At 74.4% G+C, this 15,492-nt stretch carries 12 protein-coding genes and 1 pseudogene; 9 read left to right on the top strand and 4 right to left on the bottom strand.

The genetic code is table 11. The features are described from left to right. Nucleotides 1-24: 24 nt before the first annotated feature. The gene (locus tag LFA75_RS19805) at nucleotides 25-903 is read left to right on the top strand and encodes an oxidoreductase (protein WP_225235311.1); all 879 of its coding nucleotides are present in this window, start codon (nucleotides 25-27) and stop codon (nucleotides 901-903) included. 81 nt (nucleotides 904-984) lie between these two features. Continuing rightward, on the top strand, nucleotides 985-2,394 hold the full coding sequence (locus tag LFA75_RS19800) for a DHA2 family efflux MFS transporter permease subunit (RefSeq protein WP_225235310.1): 1,410 nt from the start codon (nucleotides 985-987) through the stop codon (nucleotides 2,392-2,394). Here the strand turns inward: LFA75_RS19800 and LFA75_RS19795 are convergent. After that, on the bottom strand, nucleotides 2,366-3,706 hold the full coding sequence (locus LFA75_RS19795; RefSeq protein ID WP_225235309.1) for an FAD-dependent monooxygenase: 1,341 nt from the start codon (nucleotides 3,704-3,706) through the stop codon (nucleotides 2,366-2,368). The two genes, LFA75_RS19800 and LFA75_RS19795, sit on opposite strands and share 29 nt — an antisense overlap. A 77-nt stretch (nucleotides 3,707-3,783) precedes the next feature. On the opposite strand from LFA75_RS19795, the gene LFA75_RS19790 reads away from it, so the two are divergent. After that, nucleotides 3,784-4,350 (top strand): TetR/AcrR family transcriptional regulator, encoded by a 567-nt coding sequence (locus LFA75_RS19790; protein ID WP_225235308.1) that lies wholly within the window; start codon nucleotides 3,784-3,786, stop codon nucleotides 4,348-4,350. Here the strand turns inward: LFA75_RS19790 and LFA75_RS19785 are convergent. The 3 genes and pseudogenes from LFA75_RS19785 to LFA75_RS19775 all read right to left on the bottom strand — a co-directional run bounded on the left by LFA75_RS19785 (nucleotide 4,335) and on the right by LFA75_RS19775 (nucleotide 8,738). Continuing rightward, nucleotides 4,335-5,438, bottom strand: coding sequence for an epoxide hydrolase family protein (locus tag LFA75_RS19785; protein ID WP_225235307.1), 1,104 nt, complete (start codon nucleotides 5,436-5,438; stop codon nucleotides 4,335-4,337). The two genes, LFA75_RS19790 and LFA75_RS19785, sit on opposite strands and share 16 nt — an antisense overlap. A 175-nt stretch (nucleotides 5,439-5,613) precedes the next feature. Beyond that, a pseudogene (locus tag LFA75_RS19780) lies at nucleotides 5,614-6,879 on the bottom strand (APC family permease); the annotation flags it as partial. Between the two features lie 161 nt (nucleotides 6,880-7,040). After that, nucleotides 7,041-8,738, bottom strand: a complete 1,698-nt coding sequence (locus LFA75_RS19775) for an alpha-keto acid decarboxylase family protein (RefSeq protein WP_225235306.1) — start codon at nucleotides 8,736-8,738, stop codon at nucleotides 7,041-7,043. Between the two features lie 51 nt (nucleotides 8,739-8,789). Between LFA75_RS19775 and LFA75_RS19770 the strand changes: the two genes are divergently transcribed. From LFA75_RS19770 to LFA75_RS19745, 6 genes are all read left to right on the top strand, one after another. Continuing rightward, entirely contained in the window at nucleotides 8,790-9,314 is a 525-nt protein-coding gene (locus LFA75_RS19770) for an Lrp/AsnC family transcriptional regulator (protein WP_225235305.1), read from the top strand. Between the two features lie 124 nt (nucleotides 9,315-9,438). Continuing rightward, nucleotides 9,439-10,755 (top strand): MFS transporter, encoded by a 1,317-nt coding sequence (locus LFA75_RS19765; protein WP_225235304.1) that lies wholly within the window; start codon nucleotides 9,439-9,441, stop codon nucleotides 10,753-10,755. 12 nt (nucleotides 10,756-10,767) lie between these two features. Beyond that, a complete protein-coding gene (locus tag LFA75_RS19760; protein ID WP_225235303.1) occupies nucleotides 10,768-11,442 on the top strand; it encodes an IclR family transcriptional regulator in 675 nt (224 codons plus the stop codon). Nucleotides 11,443-11,530: 88 nt separating this feature from the next. After that, nucleotides 11,531-13,180, top strand: a complete 1,650-nt coding sequence (locus LFA75_RS19755; RefSeq protein ID WP_225235302.1) for a purine-cytosine permease family protein — start codon at nucleotides 11,531-11,533, stop codon at nucleotides 13,178-13,180. Between the two features lie 11 nt (nucleotides 13,181-13,191). Further along, the gene (locus LFA75_RS19750) at nucleotides 13,192-14,592 is read left to right on the top strand and encodes a glutamine synthetase family protein (protein ID WP_225235301.1); all 1,401 of its coding nucleotides are present in this window, start codon (nucleotides 13,192-13,194) and stop codon (nucleotides 14,590-14,592) included. Between the two features lie 187 nt (nucleotides 14,593-14,779). Next, on the top strand, nucleotides 14,780-15,259 hold the full coding sequence (locus LFA75_RS19745) for an Hsp20/alpha crystallin family protein (RefSeq protein WP_225235300.1): 480 nt from the start codon (nucleotides 14,780-14,782) through the stop codon (nucleotides 15,257-15,259). Nucleotides 15,260-15,492 lie beyond the last annotated feature (233 nt).

Genomic DNA, 15,492 nt, shown 5'->3' with positions numbered 1-15,492 from the left:
GCGGCATCCTCCTACCGTGGCGGCATGAGCACCCCGTGGAGCACCGCCGACATCCCCTCGCAGGCCGGGCGCACCGCCGTGGTCACCGGTGCCAACTCGGGGCTGGGCCTGGCCACCGCCCGGGCGCTGGCCGCCGCGGGGGCGCACGTAGTGCTCGCCGTCCGGGACACCGCGCGCGGCGAGACCGCCGCGGCGGCGATCAGCGGGGACGTCGAGGTGCGCCGGCTGGACCTGGCCGACCTGTCCTCGGTGCGGGGGTTCGCCGCCGGGTGGACCGGTGACCTCGACGTCCTGGTGAACAACGCCGGGATCATGATGGTGCCGCAGGGCCGCACCGCCGACGGGTTCGAGCTGCAGTTCGGCACCAACCACCTGGGCCACTTCGCGCTGACGAACCTCCTGCTCCCGCACATCACCGACCGGGTGGTCACCGTCTCCTCCGGCCTGCACCGCAGCGGCACGATCGTGCTCGACGACCTGGGCTGGGAGCGCCGGCCGTACTCCGACACCGGCGCCTACGGCGCGTCGAAGCTGGCCAACCTGCTCTTCGCCCTCGAGCTGCAGCGCCGGCTGACCGCCGCCGGGTCGACGGTCCGCTCGATGGCCGCGCACCCGGGCTACGCCGCGACCAACCTGCAGTCGCACACCGAGAACCGGCTCAAGGACCTGGCGATGAAGCTGGGCAACCGGTTCATCGCGCAGTCCGACGCCGACGGCGCGCTGCCCACCCTCTTCGCCGCCACCGCCGACCTGCCCGGCGGCAGCTACGCCGGTCCGTCGGGGTTCCAGGAGGGCCGCGGCGCCCCGACGCTGGTCGGCCGGTCCCGCGAGGCCTCGGACGTCCAGCTGGCCCGCGACCTGTGGACGGCGTCCGAGCGGCTGGTGGGCGCCACGGCGGACTGACTGCCGCAGCGGCGTCCTCCGGGGTACGGTCCCTGCGTCGGTAGGATTTCCGGACCGACTCCCGGCGGACCAGGCGGCGCGATGACCACGGACACCACCCAGCAGGCACCCGCGGCACCGCCGACCGACCGGCAGCTCCGGCTGCTGCTGGCCGTGGTGTCGGCGGCGACGTTCCTGGCCAGCCTGGACCTGTTCATCGTCAACATCGCCTTCCCGACGCTGGCGGTGGCGTTCCCGGACGCCGGGTCGTCGCTGGCCTGGGTGCTCAACGGCTACACGATCACCTTCGCCGCGCTGCTCGCGCCGGCCGGCCGGCTGGCCGACCGGTTCGGCCGCCGCCGGGTGTTCCTGCTCGGGCTGGCCGTGTTCACGCTGGCCTCGGTCGGCTGCGCGGTGGCCTGGGACGTGTGGTCGCTCGTCGCGTTCCGGGTGCTGCAGGGCATCGGCGGCGCGATGGTCACCGGGACCTCGCTGGCGCTGCTGCTGCACTCCTTCCCGCCCGCCCGCCGGGGCACCGCGATCGCCACCTGGGCCGCGATCGGCGCCGTGGCCGCGGCGCTGGGCCCGCCGCTGGGCGGCCTGCTGGTCGAGCTGAGCTGGCGCTGGGTGTTCCTGGTCAACGTGCCGGTCGGGCTGCTCGCCGTCGTCGTCGGCCTCCGGGTGCTCACCGAGTCCAAGGACGCCACCGAGCGGCGCCGGCCCGACGTGCTGGGCACCGTCGTGCTCATCGCCGCGGTGGCCGCGCTGTCCTACGCGCTCATCCAGGCACCCGACAGCGGCTGGGCCAGCGCGACCACGCTGGGCTGGGGCGCGGCCGCGGTGCTGATGACCATCGCTGCGGTGCTGCGCTCGGCGAAGGTGGGCCCGCAGCTGGTGCCCGCCCTGTCGCTGCCGCTGTTCCGCAGCCGGCCCTACACGCTGAGCAGCGTGGCGATCGCGGCCTTCTTCGGGGCGTTCGGCGCGATGCTGCTGCACAACGTCTACTGGCTGACCACCGGCTGGGGCATGTCCACGGTGCTCGCCGGCATCGCGCTGACCCCCGGCCCGGTCGTGGCCGCGGTCGCCGCGCTGGCCGGCGGCAAGCTGGGTGCCCGGTTCGGCCACGGCGCCGTCGCCGCGGTCGGCGGGCTGTCCCTGGCGCTGGGCGTGCTCTGGTGGGTGGTGCTGGTCGACACCACCCCGGACTACCTGGTCGCTTTCCTGCCCGGCCAGCTGCTCACCGGGCTGGGCGTCGGGTTCACCATCGCCAACCTGTCCACCTCGGCGTCGGCGTCGCTGCCCCCGCAGTGGCTGGCCACCGGGACGGCGACCTTCAACGCGGCCCGCCAGCTCGGCGCCACCCTCGGCGTCGCCCTGCTGCTGGCCGTCGTGCCGCTGGACGAGAGCGGCGGGCTGGCCGCCGCCGACCGCGGCTGGTGGCTGTCCATCGGGCTGGCGCTCACCGCGTCGGTGACCGCGGCCTTCATCCGGCGGCCGGCGCCAGCCGGCTGAGCACTGCCCGCCACTCCCCCGTCGCCGGGTCCCCGGCCCAGGCGACGTAGCCGTCGGGGCGGACCAGCAGCCCGGGGCCGTCGTCGGTCCGCCGGACGGCGGGCAGCCCCTCGACGTCGGCGGCGCCCCGCGGCAGCACCAGCACGAAGCCCGCGGTGCGCTGCACCTGCGCCAGCCCGGGGACGACGGCGCGCGTGCCGACCAGGCCCGGGCCCGGGTAGCGGATGTCGATCCCGGACAGCTGGCCCGCGCCCCGCCGGACCACCGGCGGCACCCGCAGCAGGCCGCGCAGCACCGCCGCGCGCAGCAGCCGCCCGCGCACCCCCGGCACGGTCATCAGCCGGATCAGCGCACCCGAGGAGCGGAGCACCGCCGTCCCGACCGGGTGCCGTTCGCGCTGGTACCCGTCGAGGCCGCCGCCGGTCAGCCGCCAGCCCAGGCCGAACGCGTCCTGGATGCCGGTGTTCATGCCCTGCCCGCCGGCCGGGGAGTGCACGTGCGCGGCGTCCCCGGCCAGGAACACCCGGCCAACCCGGTAGGCCGGCGCCTGCCGCTCGTCGCTGGCGAACCGGGAGCTCCATCGCACCTCGCCCATCGGCAGGCCGAAGACCCGCTGCAGCAGCCCGGCGACCTCCTCGTCGCCGACCGGCTCGTCGGTGCCGACCTGTCGGCGGCGGTCCCAGCCGATCAGCCGGAACCAGCCGTCGCCGAACGGGGCGAGGAACCCGAAGCCGTGCTCGTCCACGTCGACCCGCAGGTCACCGGGGTCCAGCGGCAGCCGGACGTCGGCCAGCACCACTGAGCTCAGCACGGTGCGCCCGGGGAAGGGCACGCCGATCAGCTGCCGGACGGTGCTGCGCACGCCGTCCGCGCCGACCACGTACCGCGCCCGCCACTCCCGGTCGCCAGCCAGCACCGTCACGCCGTCGTCGTCCTGCGCGAGGCCGGTCACGGTGACCCCGCGCTCGACCCGGGCGCCGGAGTCGACGGCGTGCCGCTCCAGCAGCCGGTCGACGTGCACCTGCGGGGTCATCAGCACGAACGGGAACCGGGTCGGCAGCCCGGACAGGTCGATGCCGGCGTCGCCGACCAGCTGCAGCCGGCCGACCGGCGTGCCGGTGGCGATCAGCTCGTCGGCCAGGCCGCGGCTGTCCAGCAGCTCGAGGGTGCGGGCGTGCACGCCGAAGGCCCTGCTCAGCGGGCTCGGCGCCGCGTGCCTGTCGAGCACGACCACCCGGCCGCCGGCGCGGGCGACCTCCCCGGCCACCGCGCAGCCGGTCGGCCCGGCACCCACCACCACGACGTCGTCCACGGCTGCCTCCTGGGTCATCGACTGATGACTTGGAACCTACCGATCCTGTCAACGGCCGATGACTTACGCTGGTGGCCGTGTCCACGAGCGATGACATGCCTGGTCGGGTCCGCGACGCCGCTGCGACGCAGGCCGAGCTGCTGGCCGCCGCCCGCCGCCGGTTCGGCACCGACGGCTACGAGCGGACGACGATCCGGGCGGTCGCCGGCGACGTCGGCGTCGACGCCGCGCTGGTCATCCGGTACTTCGGCAGCAAGCAGGGGTTGTTCACCCGGGCCGCCGACCTGGACCTGGGCATCCCCGACCTGACCGGGGTGCGCGCCGGCGACCTGTCCAAGGTGCTGGTCGACCGGTTCTTCGCGGTGTGGGAGGACGACGACACGTTCCTGGCCCTGCTGCGGGCGGCGGCCACCAGCGAGGTGGCCGCCGAGGCGATGCGCGACGTGTTCGCCGGCCAGGTGGGTCCGGCGCTGGCCGCGGTCACCGACGACCGGGCGCCGGAGCGGGCGGCGCTGGTCGGCGCCACCGTCCTGGGCTTCGCGCTGGCCCGCTACGTGCTGCGGCTACCGCCGCTGGTGGACATGACCCGCGACCAGGCCCAGGCCTGGCTGGGGCCGACGTTGCGTCACTACCTGCTGGACTGAGTACCCGTCACCAGCTGCAGGAAGCTGCGGAGCTCGGCGACGAGGAGGTCGGGGACCTCGACGGCCGGGAAGTGACCGCCGCGCGGCAGCTCGGACCAGGAGACCAGGTTCGTCGCCGCCTCGACCACGTGCCGGACCGGCCGGTGCAGGTCGTGCGGGAACACGCTGACCCCGGTGGGCACGGTGGCCGACCAGGTGTCGTCGGGGTGCTCGCGGCGCTCCCAGTACAGCTGGGACGACGACCCCGCGGTCCCGGTGAACCAGTAGACGGCGATGTTCGCCAGCACCTGGTCCACCGTCTCGGGCCCCAGGACGTCGGACGCCGGGTCGGTCCAGTCGCGGAACCGCTCGGCGATCCAGGCCAGCTGGCCGGCCGGGCTGTCGGTGAGCGCCGGGGCCAGCGACAGCGGCTTGGTCGCCTGGGTCTTCATGTAGCCCGACAGCTCCTGGGCGTACCGGGTCGCCCGGGCCGCCGCCCGCTCGTCGTCGGGGTCGGCCAGCCCCATCGTCATGGTCACGTGCAGCCCGGCCACCCGCTCGGGCTGCAGCACCGCCAGGTCGCGGGCCACCCGGGAGCCCCAGTCGCCGCCGTGCACGACGTAGCGCTCGTAGCCGAGCCGGGCCAGCAGCTCGGCGACCGCGGCGGCCATCCGCTGGGAGGTCCAGCCGCCGTCCGGGGTCGGGCCGGAGAACCCGTACCCGGGCAGCGAGGGGACGACGACGTGCGCGATCTCCTGCAGGGGCGCGATGACCCGCTGGAACTCCACGACGCTGCCCGGCCACCCGTGCAGCAGCACCAGCACCGGCGCGTCGGCGGTGGTCGACCGGGCGTGGACAGCGTGGATGCGGGTGCCGTCGATCGTCGTCGTCACCTGGTCGTGGGCGTTGAGCGCGGCCTCGTGCTCCCGCCAGTCCCACTCCCCCGCCATGCGCGCGGCGAGCTGCTGGGTGAGCTCCAGCGGGATGCCGCGCTCGCCGTCCAGGGCCTGGTCGGCCGGCCAGCGGGTGCGGGCCAGCCGGTCGCGCAGCTCGTCCACCTCGGCCTGCGGGATCTCGACGCGGAACGGGACGACGTCGGTGTCGGTCATGGGAGCCCCATGCCCGCCCCCCGCCCGGCTCCCCCTGCTCGCCCGGCCCCCGGCTGCCCAGCTCGGCGGCCATCGGCGCCTGGCCGGCCCGCCGCGCCACCGCCGGCATCGCCAGGACGGCGACCAGCCCGGCCAGCAGCCAGACCCCGGCGACGACCGGGAACCAGAACGCGGCGCCGTCGGCGTAGGCCGGGTAGGGGAACACGTTGCGGACGATCGTGTAGCCGAGCACCACGAGCGCGGCGATCGGGATGACGATCTGCCACATCGGCACGCCCGGCAGCTTCTTCTGCACGAACACCAGCCGGATCGCCCCGATCGTGGTGAGCACGTAGGCCACCAGCAGGATCAGCGTGCCGATCGTCCCGGACCAGAAGAAGGTGTCCTCGGCCTGCGCCCCGAAGAACAGCGCGCTGACCAGCACGATCAGCGCCATGACCACGGTCGAGGCCAGGGCGGCGCGGGCCGGCACGCCCTCGCGGTTGACCGCGGCCAGGCCGCGCTCGGACCGGCCCTCGGGCGCGGTGTCCCGGGCGAAGGCGAACACCAGCCGGGAGGCCCCGACCACGCAGGCCAGGCAGCAGCCGAAGGCGCTGATCGCCGCGCCGAGGGTGATGATGTCGCCGATCCAGGAGCCGATGTACGCCGTCCCGATGTCGCCGAGCAGCGAGGGCGAGGCGGTGAACGCGGCCACCCCGGCGTCGTCGGTGCCGAAGGCCATCATCTCCACCGCGGTGACGACGACGAAGTAGACGCCGCCGAAGATCGCAGTCCCGAGGATGGCGCGCGGGATGTCCCGGCGCGGGTTGCGGGCCTCCTCGCCGAGCGTCGCCGCGGCCTCGAAGCCGGCGAAGGACAGGAAGCCGAACACGACGCCAAGGAAGACCGCGGACAGGTCGGTGCCCGGGGCCACGCTGAACACGTCGAGGGTGAACGAGCCGCCGGCGAACGTGCCGCTGTCCGGCGTCGAGCCGCCCAGCAGCCGGACCAGGACGACGGCCACGATCAGCAGGATCAGCGCCACCGTCACGCCCTCGACGGTCAGCAGCACGCTGGTGCCGCGCTTGGCCGGGACCACGGTGAGCAGGTAGGACGCGACCAGCGCGACGGCGACCAGCACGAACGGTCCCCACGACGGCGGGTTCGGCCAGATGCCGACCTGCTGCAGGAACGCCGTCCCGAAGATGCCGGTGGCCGAGGAGGTGACCACGCCGTAGAAGCAGTAGGTGCCCAGCAGGCCGAACCCGGAGAACAGCCCGGCCCGCGGGCCGAGGGTCGCGCCGACGAAGGCGTAGACCGACCCGGCGTGCTGGAAGTACTGGCACAGCCGGACGAATCCGTAGGCCACCAGCAGCACGCCGACCGCGGCGAGCAGGAAGGCCAGCGGCACCGCCCGCCCGACGGTGGACGCCGTCCCCTGCGGGTTGATGTTGGCCGCCATCGACGGCGCCATCAGCGCCACCGACAGCCCGATCGCCTGCCAGACGGACAACGACCGGCGCAACCCGCCCGTCGATGGGGTGTCCCGTACTTCGGCCACTGCACTCTCCTCGCCCAGTCGTTGCGCGGGGCAACGTCGAACCCGTGCGGGGAGTGTGCGGCCTAGACCGTGTCGGTGGTGTTTCCGGCGCGCTGCTGCTTCGCGGCGTTGGCCAGCCGGGCGAGCTCGTCGATCAGCGGCGGGGTGTCGTCGGCGTCGAGCACGGCCCGCACCACCCGCATCCGCCCGGTGTCGGCGAACGCCTCGGCCAGCGCGTCGACCAGCTCCTCGCCGGTGCCCGCGTCGGCGTAGCCCGCCCGGCCCCCGGTGAAGCCGGCGACCAGGGCGCGCCAGTCCCAGGCGGCGACGTCGTTGTAGACCGCCCGCGGCGACTGCAGCGCGCGCTCGATCGTGTAGCCGCGGTTGTCCAGCAGCAGCACGACCGGGGCGAGGCCGGCGGCGGCGATGCTGGACAGCTCCTGCACGGTCATCTGCGCCGCGCCGTCCCCGATCACCAGGACCGGCCGGCGGCCGGGCTCCGCCAGCCCCTGCCCCAGGACGGCGGGCAGCGCGTAGCCGATCGAGCTCCAGATCGGCTGGCCGGAGAAGACGGTGTCCGCGGGCAGCGGCATGCCGAGGGCCCCGTAGTAGGCGGTGCCGGTGTCGGCCAGCAGCGCGGTGCCGGTCGGCAGCACCCCGGCCAGCACCGACCACAGCTGCGCCTGGGTCAGCGGGCCCGCGAGCTCCACGACGGACGCGGGGACGGCGGCCGACCGCTCGAACCGGGGGCCGGTGCGGGCGTCCAGCGCGCGGTCCAGGGCGGCCAGCGCGTCGCGGAGGAGCACCCGACCGACCGGGGTGGCGCCGAAGCCGGCCTCCGCCGCGGCCAGGAACGGGGTGTCGGCGTCCGGACGGCGGTGCGAGCCGAACCCGGTCAGCTCGGCGGTCAGCGCGGTGCCCACGTGCACGACGACGTCGGCGGCCTCGACCAGCTCGGCGGTGCCGTTGGCCAGCATCGCGCCGGCGTGGTCCCCGGCGAAGGCGGGGTGGCCGGGGTCCAGGACGCCGCGGGCGGACAGCTGGGTGACCACCGCGATGCCGTGCCGCTCGGCCAGCTTCGCAAGGTCGTCCGAGGCACCGAACCGCGGCACCAGCTGGCCCACGACGAGCACCGGCCGCTGCGCGGTGGCCAGCAGCTCGGTCAGCCGGGCCTCGAAGGCGGCCAGCGCGTCGGCGTCGGAGTGCGCGACCAGCGGCCGGGCCAGCGGGGCGGCGTCGACCGGGGCCAGCGCGAGGTCCTGCGGGACGGCGAGGTAGCCGGGCTTGCGGTGGGTGACCGCGGCCAGCAGCACGGCGTCGACCTGCTCGGTGGCCCGCTCGGCGGTCACCGTCTCCGCGGCCACGGCCACCTCGGCGGCGGCGCGGGAGAAGTGCCCGAAGTCGCCGTCGGCGAGCGTGTGGTGGATCAGCGCGCCGGTCTGCACGGCGGCGCGGCGCGGGGCGCCGACGACCTGCACCAACGGCACGTCCTCGGCGGCGGCGCCGGCGAGGGCGTTGAGCACCGACAGCTCCCCCACGCCGTAGGTGGTGACCACGACGCCCAGGCCGCGGCTGCGGGCGTAGGCGTCGGCGGCGTACCCGGCGCCGAGCTCGTTGGGCGAGCCCACCCAGGCCGGGCCGTCCACCGCGAGGCCGTCGAGCAGGTCGAGGTTGAAGTCGCCCGGGACGCCGAACAGGTGCTCGACGCCCAGCTGCCGCAGCCGGGTGCCCAGGTAGGCGGCGAGGGTGACGGTGGCGAGGCGCTCGTCCGGGGCACTCATGGTCAGAACGGTGGCCCCGACCGCTGATGTGCGCAACCATCGTGCGACACGGTGCGCACTCTGCCCACCGGAGAGGCCCCGACCGAGAGCGAGCTGCGCACCGTGCACACCCTCGACGCCACCGACGCCCGCATCCTGCTCGCCCTCGACGAGGACCCCGCGGCCTCGACGATGGCGCTGGCCACCCGGCTGGGCCTGGCCCGCAACACGGTGCACGCCCGGCTGCGCCGGCTGGAGTCCGACGGCGCGCTGCAGCAGCACAGCCACCGGGTCGACCCGCACAGCCTCGGCCGCACCCTGCTGGCCTTCATGACGCTGTCGCTGAGCCAGAGCCAGGGCTCGGAGGGCGCCGCCGCCGCCCTGGCCGCCATCCCGGAGGTGGTCGAGGTGCTCGCCACCACCGGGGACGCCGACCTGCTGGCCCGGGTGGTCGCCGTCGACACCGCCGACCTGTACCGGATCACCGAGCTGGTGCTGACCGCCCCCGGGGTCGAGCGGGCGAGCACGTCGATCGCCCTGGTCGAGGTGGTGCCGATGCGGCTGGCACCCCTGCTGGCGCAGCGCGCCGCCGGCTGAGTCGCCGGCCGAGCCACCGGTTGGGGGGTTGTGGTCGGCGTCACGCGCTGGCTACGGTCGGCTCCGTCAGCGAGCTGAACGTTCGCAATACGAGCACGGAGGCAACGATGCCGAGGACCACCGCGTGACCGCCACCCAGGCCCGCCCCACCACCACCCGCGAGGAGCGCACGGTGCTCGCCGGCACCCTCGCCGGCACGACCATCGAGTGGTACGACTTCTTCATCTACGCCCAGGCGGCCACCCTGGTGCTCGCCCCGCTCTTCCTCGCCCCGGTGAGCGACGGGAACGAGGCCCTGGCCACCGTCCTGTCGCTGGCCACCATCGGCATCAGCTTCCTGTTCCGGCCGCTGGGCGCGATCGTCGCCGGCCGCTACGGCGACCGGCTGGGCCGCAAGAAGATGCTGGTGTTCACCCTGCTGCTCATGGGCGGTTCGACCGCCCTCATCGGGCTGCTGCCGACCTACACCAGCATCGGCGTCGCGGCGCCGATCATCCTGATCCTGCTCCGGGTCCTGCAGGGGTTCTCCGCCGGCGGCGAGTGGGGCGGGGCCGCGCTGATGGCCGTCGAGCACGCGCCGCTGTCCCGGCGCGGGCTGTTCGGCGCCTACCCCGGGGTCGGCGTCCCGCTGGGGCTGATCCTGGCCACCGGCGTCCTGCTGCTCATGACCAGCGTGACCACCGACGAGCAGTTCCTGTCCTGGGGCTGGCGGGTGCCGTTCCTGCTGTCCATCGTGCTCATCGGCGTCGGCTACCTGATCCGCCGCTCGGTCGAGGAGAGCCCGGTCTTCCGCGAGCTGCAGGAGCGCAAGCGCGAGTCCTCGGCGCCGCTGCGCGACCTGTTCGCCACCAACACCAAGCAGGTGGTGCTCACCGCGCTGGTCTTCCTGGCCAACAACGCCGCCGGCTACCTGGTGATCGCCTACTTCATCGGCTACGGCACCGGCACGCTGGGCATGGCGCGCGGCCCGGTGCTCACCGCGATCGTCGTGGCCTCGGTCGGCTGGCTGGTGTTCACCCTCTACGGCGGGGCGCTGTCGGACCGGATCGGCCGGGTGCGCACCTTCCAGCTGGGCTACGCGCTGGTGTTCGTCTGGATGATCCCGATGTTCCTGCTCGTCGACACCGCCAACATCTGGCTGTTCGGCCTCGGCGTGCTGGTGCTGTCGGTCGGCCTGGGGCTGTCCTACGGACCGATGTCGGCGATGTACGCCGAGATGTTCCCGGTCGCCGTCCGGTACTCCGGGGTGTCCATCGGCTACGCCCTCGGCGCGATCCTGGGCGGCGCGTTCGCCCCGGCGATCAGCGAGCTGCTGGTGCAGGAGACCGGCACCGGCCTGTCCATCGGGATCTACATGATGGTGCTGGCCGCGATCTCCTTCGCCGCCGTCTCCGTGATCCGCGAGACGCGGGGCGCGGACCTGGGTGTCGACGGGCACTGAGATGCTGACCCGGTGACCGCGCCGCAGTCCCAGACCCTGGACCGGGGCCTGCGCATCCTCGAGCACCTCGCGGCCGCCGGGTCGCCCCGGCCGGTGATGGAGGTGGCGACCGCGGTCGGGCTGCACCGGTCGATCACCTACCGGCTGCTGCGCACGCTGGAGGACCGGGGGTTCGTCGAGCGCGACGACGCCGGCCGCTTCGGGCTCGGGCTGGCGGTGTCGGTGCTGGCCCGCGGGGTGCGCACCAGCCTGCAGGCCTCGGCCACCGCCCGGCTGACCCCGCTCGTGGAGCGGTTCGGCTGCACCGGCTTCCTCGTCGTCCGGGCCGGGGACGACGCGGTCACCCTCACCAGCGTCGAGCCCCGCGACGTCCCCAGCCACGTCACTCGCCGACCCGGCACCCGGCACCCCATCGGCCGCGGCGCCCCCGGGCTGGCGCTGCTCATGCCCGACCCACCGACCGACGACGACCGGCCCGAGCTGGTCACCGCGCGGGCGATCGGGTGGGCGGTCAGCGAGGGCGAGATCATCCCCGGCGTCCGCTCGGTGTCGGCCCCGGTGGTCGGCCCCGACGGCACCGCCCGGGCGGCGGTCGCCGTCGTCCACACCGGGGCGCGAGACGACGCCGAGGCGCTGGGCCAGGCCGTCGTCGACGTCGCGCGCGCCCTCGCCGCGGACCTGCCGTGACCGGCTGAGCGAACGGAACGCTCCGGTCACGCAGGGGCAACACCGGGTCGGGACCCTGGCCGCACCGACCACCAGGGGGACGACGGCCATGGCCACCAGCGAGCTCTCCACCGACCCACCGGCCCGGGCGACCGCCGCCGCGACCGCCTCGGAGACCCTGGAGGACTACACCCTCCGGTTCGCCCCGCGCAGCTACCGCCGATGGTCCACCGGCGTCGTCTCGGTGTCCGCGCTCGGCGGCATCGCCTACCTGGCCGACTTCGCGATCGGGGCGAACATCGGCATCGCCTACGGCACAACGAACGCGCTGTGGGGCATCGGCCTGTTCGCGGTCGTCATCTTCCTGAGCGGCTTCCCGCTGGCCTACTACGCGGCCCGCTACAACCTCGACCTGGACCTGATCACCCGCGGCAGCGGCTTCGGCTACTACGGCTCGGTGGTCACCAACGTCGTGTTCGCGACGTTCACGTTCATCTTCTTCGCCCTCGAGGGCTCGATCATGGCGCAGGGCCTGGAGCTCGGGCTCGGCCTCCCGCTGTGGCTGGGCTACGCGGTCTCGACGCTGATCATCTTCCCGCTGGTGGTCTACGGGATGAAGGTGCTCTCCACCCTGCAGGTCTGGACGACGCCGCTGTGGCTGCTGCTGATGGTCGCCCCCTTCGGCTACCTGGTCGTCAGCCACCCGGAGTCGGTCGGCGCGTTCTTCGACTACCAGGGCGAGAACGGGGACGGCGCGGCCAGCCTGAGCTCGGTGCTGCTGGCCGCCGGGGTCTGCCTGTCGCTGATCGCGCAGATCGCCGAGCAGATCGACTACCTGCGCTTCATGCCGCCGAAGACCGCGGAGAACCGTCGCCGGTGGTGGACCGCGGTCGTGCTCGCCGGGCCCGGCTGGGTGCTGTTCGGCGCGGCCAAGCAGGTGGTCGGGCTGTTCCTCGCCGTCTACGTGATCGCGAACGTCGCCGACGGCGCGACCGTGGCCAACGAGCCCGTGCACCAGTTCCTGGAGATCTACCGGGAGATCGTGCCCGGCTGGCTCGCCCTGGCCCTGGCCGTCGTCCTCGTGGTGATCAGCCAGGTCAAGATCAACGTGACCAACGCCTACTCCGGCTCGCTGGCCTGGACCAACAGCTTCACCCGGGTGACCAAGCACTACCCGGGCCGGCTGGTGTTCGTCGCGGTCAACCTGGCGATCGCGCTGGTGCTGATGGAGGCGAACATGTTCGACTTCCTCAACACGATCCTGGGCTTCTACGCCAACATCGGCATCGCCTGGGTGGTCACCGTGGCCAGCGACATCGCGATCAACAAGTACCTGCTGGGCATCTCCCCGAAGCAGCCCGAGTTCCGCCGCGGGATGCTGTACGCGGTCAACCCGGTCGGCTTCGGCGCGATGGCGGCGGCGTCCGTCCTGTCGATCGCCTGCTTCTTCGGGCTGCTCGGCGAGACCCTGCGGCCCTACTCCCCCCTCCTCGCCGTCGGCCTCGCCCTCGTGCTGCCCCCTGTGCTGGCCGTCGCCACGAAGGGCCGCTGGTACCTGCGCCGGACCGACGACGGCATCGACGCCCCGCTGCTGGACGACGAGGGCAACCCGTCGGACCTGGTGCTGCACTGCCACGTCTGCGACACCGACTTCGAGCGCCCCGACATGGCCGCGTGCCAGGCGCACGACGCCCACGTCTGCTCGCTGTGCCTGTCGACGGACGAGGCCGGGGAGCACGTGCTCCCCGCGCAGGTGTGACACTCCCCGGCATGGACCAGCTCGACCACGCCACCCGGGACGACCGCCGCGCCGCCGCAGAGGCCCTGCTGCCCGAGCTGGAGGACGCCGGGGTCGTCGGCGTCGCCCTGCCCTGGGTGGACACCTCGGGCATCACCCGGGTGAAGACCGTGCCGCTGGCCAAGCTGCCCTCGGCCGCCGCCTGGGGGGTGGGCATGAGCCCGGTCTTCGACGGCTTCCTGCTCGACGACTCGATCGTGGCGGGCCGGTTCGCCGGCTCCGCGATCGGTGACCTGCGGCTGCACCCCGACCTGTCCCGGCTGACCGTGCTGGCCGGGCAGCCGGGCTGGGCGTGGGCGCCGGTGGACCGCTACACCCAGGCCGGGGTGCCGCACGTGCAGTGCTCCCGCTCGCTGCTGCGCCGGTTGGTCTCCTCGCTCGCGGAGGAGGGCTACGAGGTGCGGGGGGCATACGAGGTCGAGTGGGTGGTCGGGCGGCCCGACGGTCTGCCCGACGACCCGGATGCCTTCGTGCCCGCGCTCACCGGACCGGCCTACGGCATGACCCGGCTGGCCGAGGTCAGCGACTACGGACGCGACCTGCTGGTCGCCCTGGAGGAGCAGGGGGTGGCCGTCGACCAGTTCCACCCGGAGTACGCCGGCGGCCAGCTGGAGATCTCCGTCGGCGCGCAGGACCCGGTCGGCGCGGCCGACACCGCCCTGCTCGTCCGGAACACCATCACCGCGATCTCGGCCCAGCACGGACTGCGGGTGTCCTTCTCCCCCAAGGTCACCGCGGACGGCGTCGGCAACGGCGGGCACGTCCACCTCTCGCTCTGGCGGGACGGCGAGAACCTGATGAGCGGCGGCGACGGCACCTTCGGGCTCCCCGCCGAGGGCGAGGGCTTCACCGCCGGCCTGCTGGCCCACCTGCCCGGCCTGCTCGCGGTCGGGGCGCCGTCGGTGGCCTCCTACCTGCGGCTGGTGCCCTCGCACTGGGCGGGCGCGTTCGCCGCCTGGGGGCTGGAGAACCGCGAGGCCGCGCTGCGCTTCGTCACCGGCCCCGACGGCAACCGGCAGCACGCCGCCAACGTCGAGATCAAGAGCGTCGACCTGGCCGCGAACCCCTACCTGCTCATGGCCGGCTGCCTCGCCGCCGGGCTGGCCGGGGTGCGCGCCGGCTCCCGGCTGCCCGACCCGGTGGGCGTCGACCCGGCCTCGCTGAGCGACGAGGGCCGCCGGGAGGCCGGCATCCGCCCGCTGCCCGCGTCGCTGGAGGACGCCGTCCGCGCCTTCGAGTCCGACGAGGTGCTCACCGCCGCCTTCGGCGAGGAGCTGGCGGCCACCGTCGCCGACGTCCGGCGCGGGGAGATCGCGTTGTTCGAGGGCGTCTCCCCCGAGGGCATCTGCCGGGCGGTGCGCTGGAGGCACTGAGCTTTGCTGCTCCCGACCTTGCAGATCGGCAACGGGGACGCGCCGTCCCTCCCCGCGCCACCGTTGCCGATCTGCGATGTCGACGGGCAGGTTTACGACCGGAGCACCCTGAGGTAATCTCCAGTCGTCGCTGGAGATTCGGCGACGAGGACGACAGATCGACCTGCACCCACGGAGGTATCCCCAGATGCTCACCGCGTACGACCCCTTCGGCTCCGCCAGCCCGCTGTCCAGCGCCTTCCGCGCCCTGGACCAGCTGACCTCCCGGGCCGGCACCACCACCGCCCGCGCCCTGGCCGGCATGCCGATGGACGCCTACCGGGTGGGCGACCAGTTCGTCGCCCACTTCGACCTGCCCGGCGTCGACCCCGGCTCGATCGACCTGTCCATCGAGGGCACCACGCTGACCATCAGCGCGGAGCGCTCGGTGCCGCAGCTCGAGGGCGCGGAGTGGTCGGTCGCCGAGCGGCCGTTCGGCAGCTACACCCGGCAGCTGGTGCTGGGCCGCAGCCTGGACACCGACCGGCTCGAGGCCAGCTACCACGACGGCGTGCTGACCGTCAGCATCCCGGTGGCCGAGAAGGCCAAGGCCCGCAAGATCACCGTCTCCCGCTCGGACACCCCCTCGACCATCGAGGCGGCCGAGCACCAGGCCGTGGAGAGCTGACCGTGACCACCGGCGGGCGGGGGCCCCCCCCCCCCCCCCCCCCCCCCCCCCCCCGCCCCCCCCCCGCCCCCCCCCCCCCCCCCCCCGCCCCCCCCCCCCCCCCCCCCCCCCCCCCCCCCCCCCCCCCCCCCCCCCCCCCCCGCCCACCCCCCCCCCCCCCCCCCCCCCCGCCTCCTGCCCCTCACCCCCACCTTCCCCCCCCCCCCTGCCCCCCCGCCCCCCCTCCTCTGCCG

Origin of the sequence: Klenkia terrae (assembly GCF_900491935.1) — a bacterium.
Classification (GTDB): Bacteria; Actinomycetota; Actinomycetes; order Mycobacteriales; family Geodermatophilaceae; genus Klenkia; species Klenkia terrae.
This window is presented reverse-complemented; position numbering and strand designations above follow the sequence as displayed.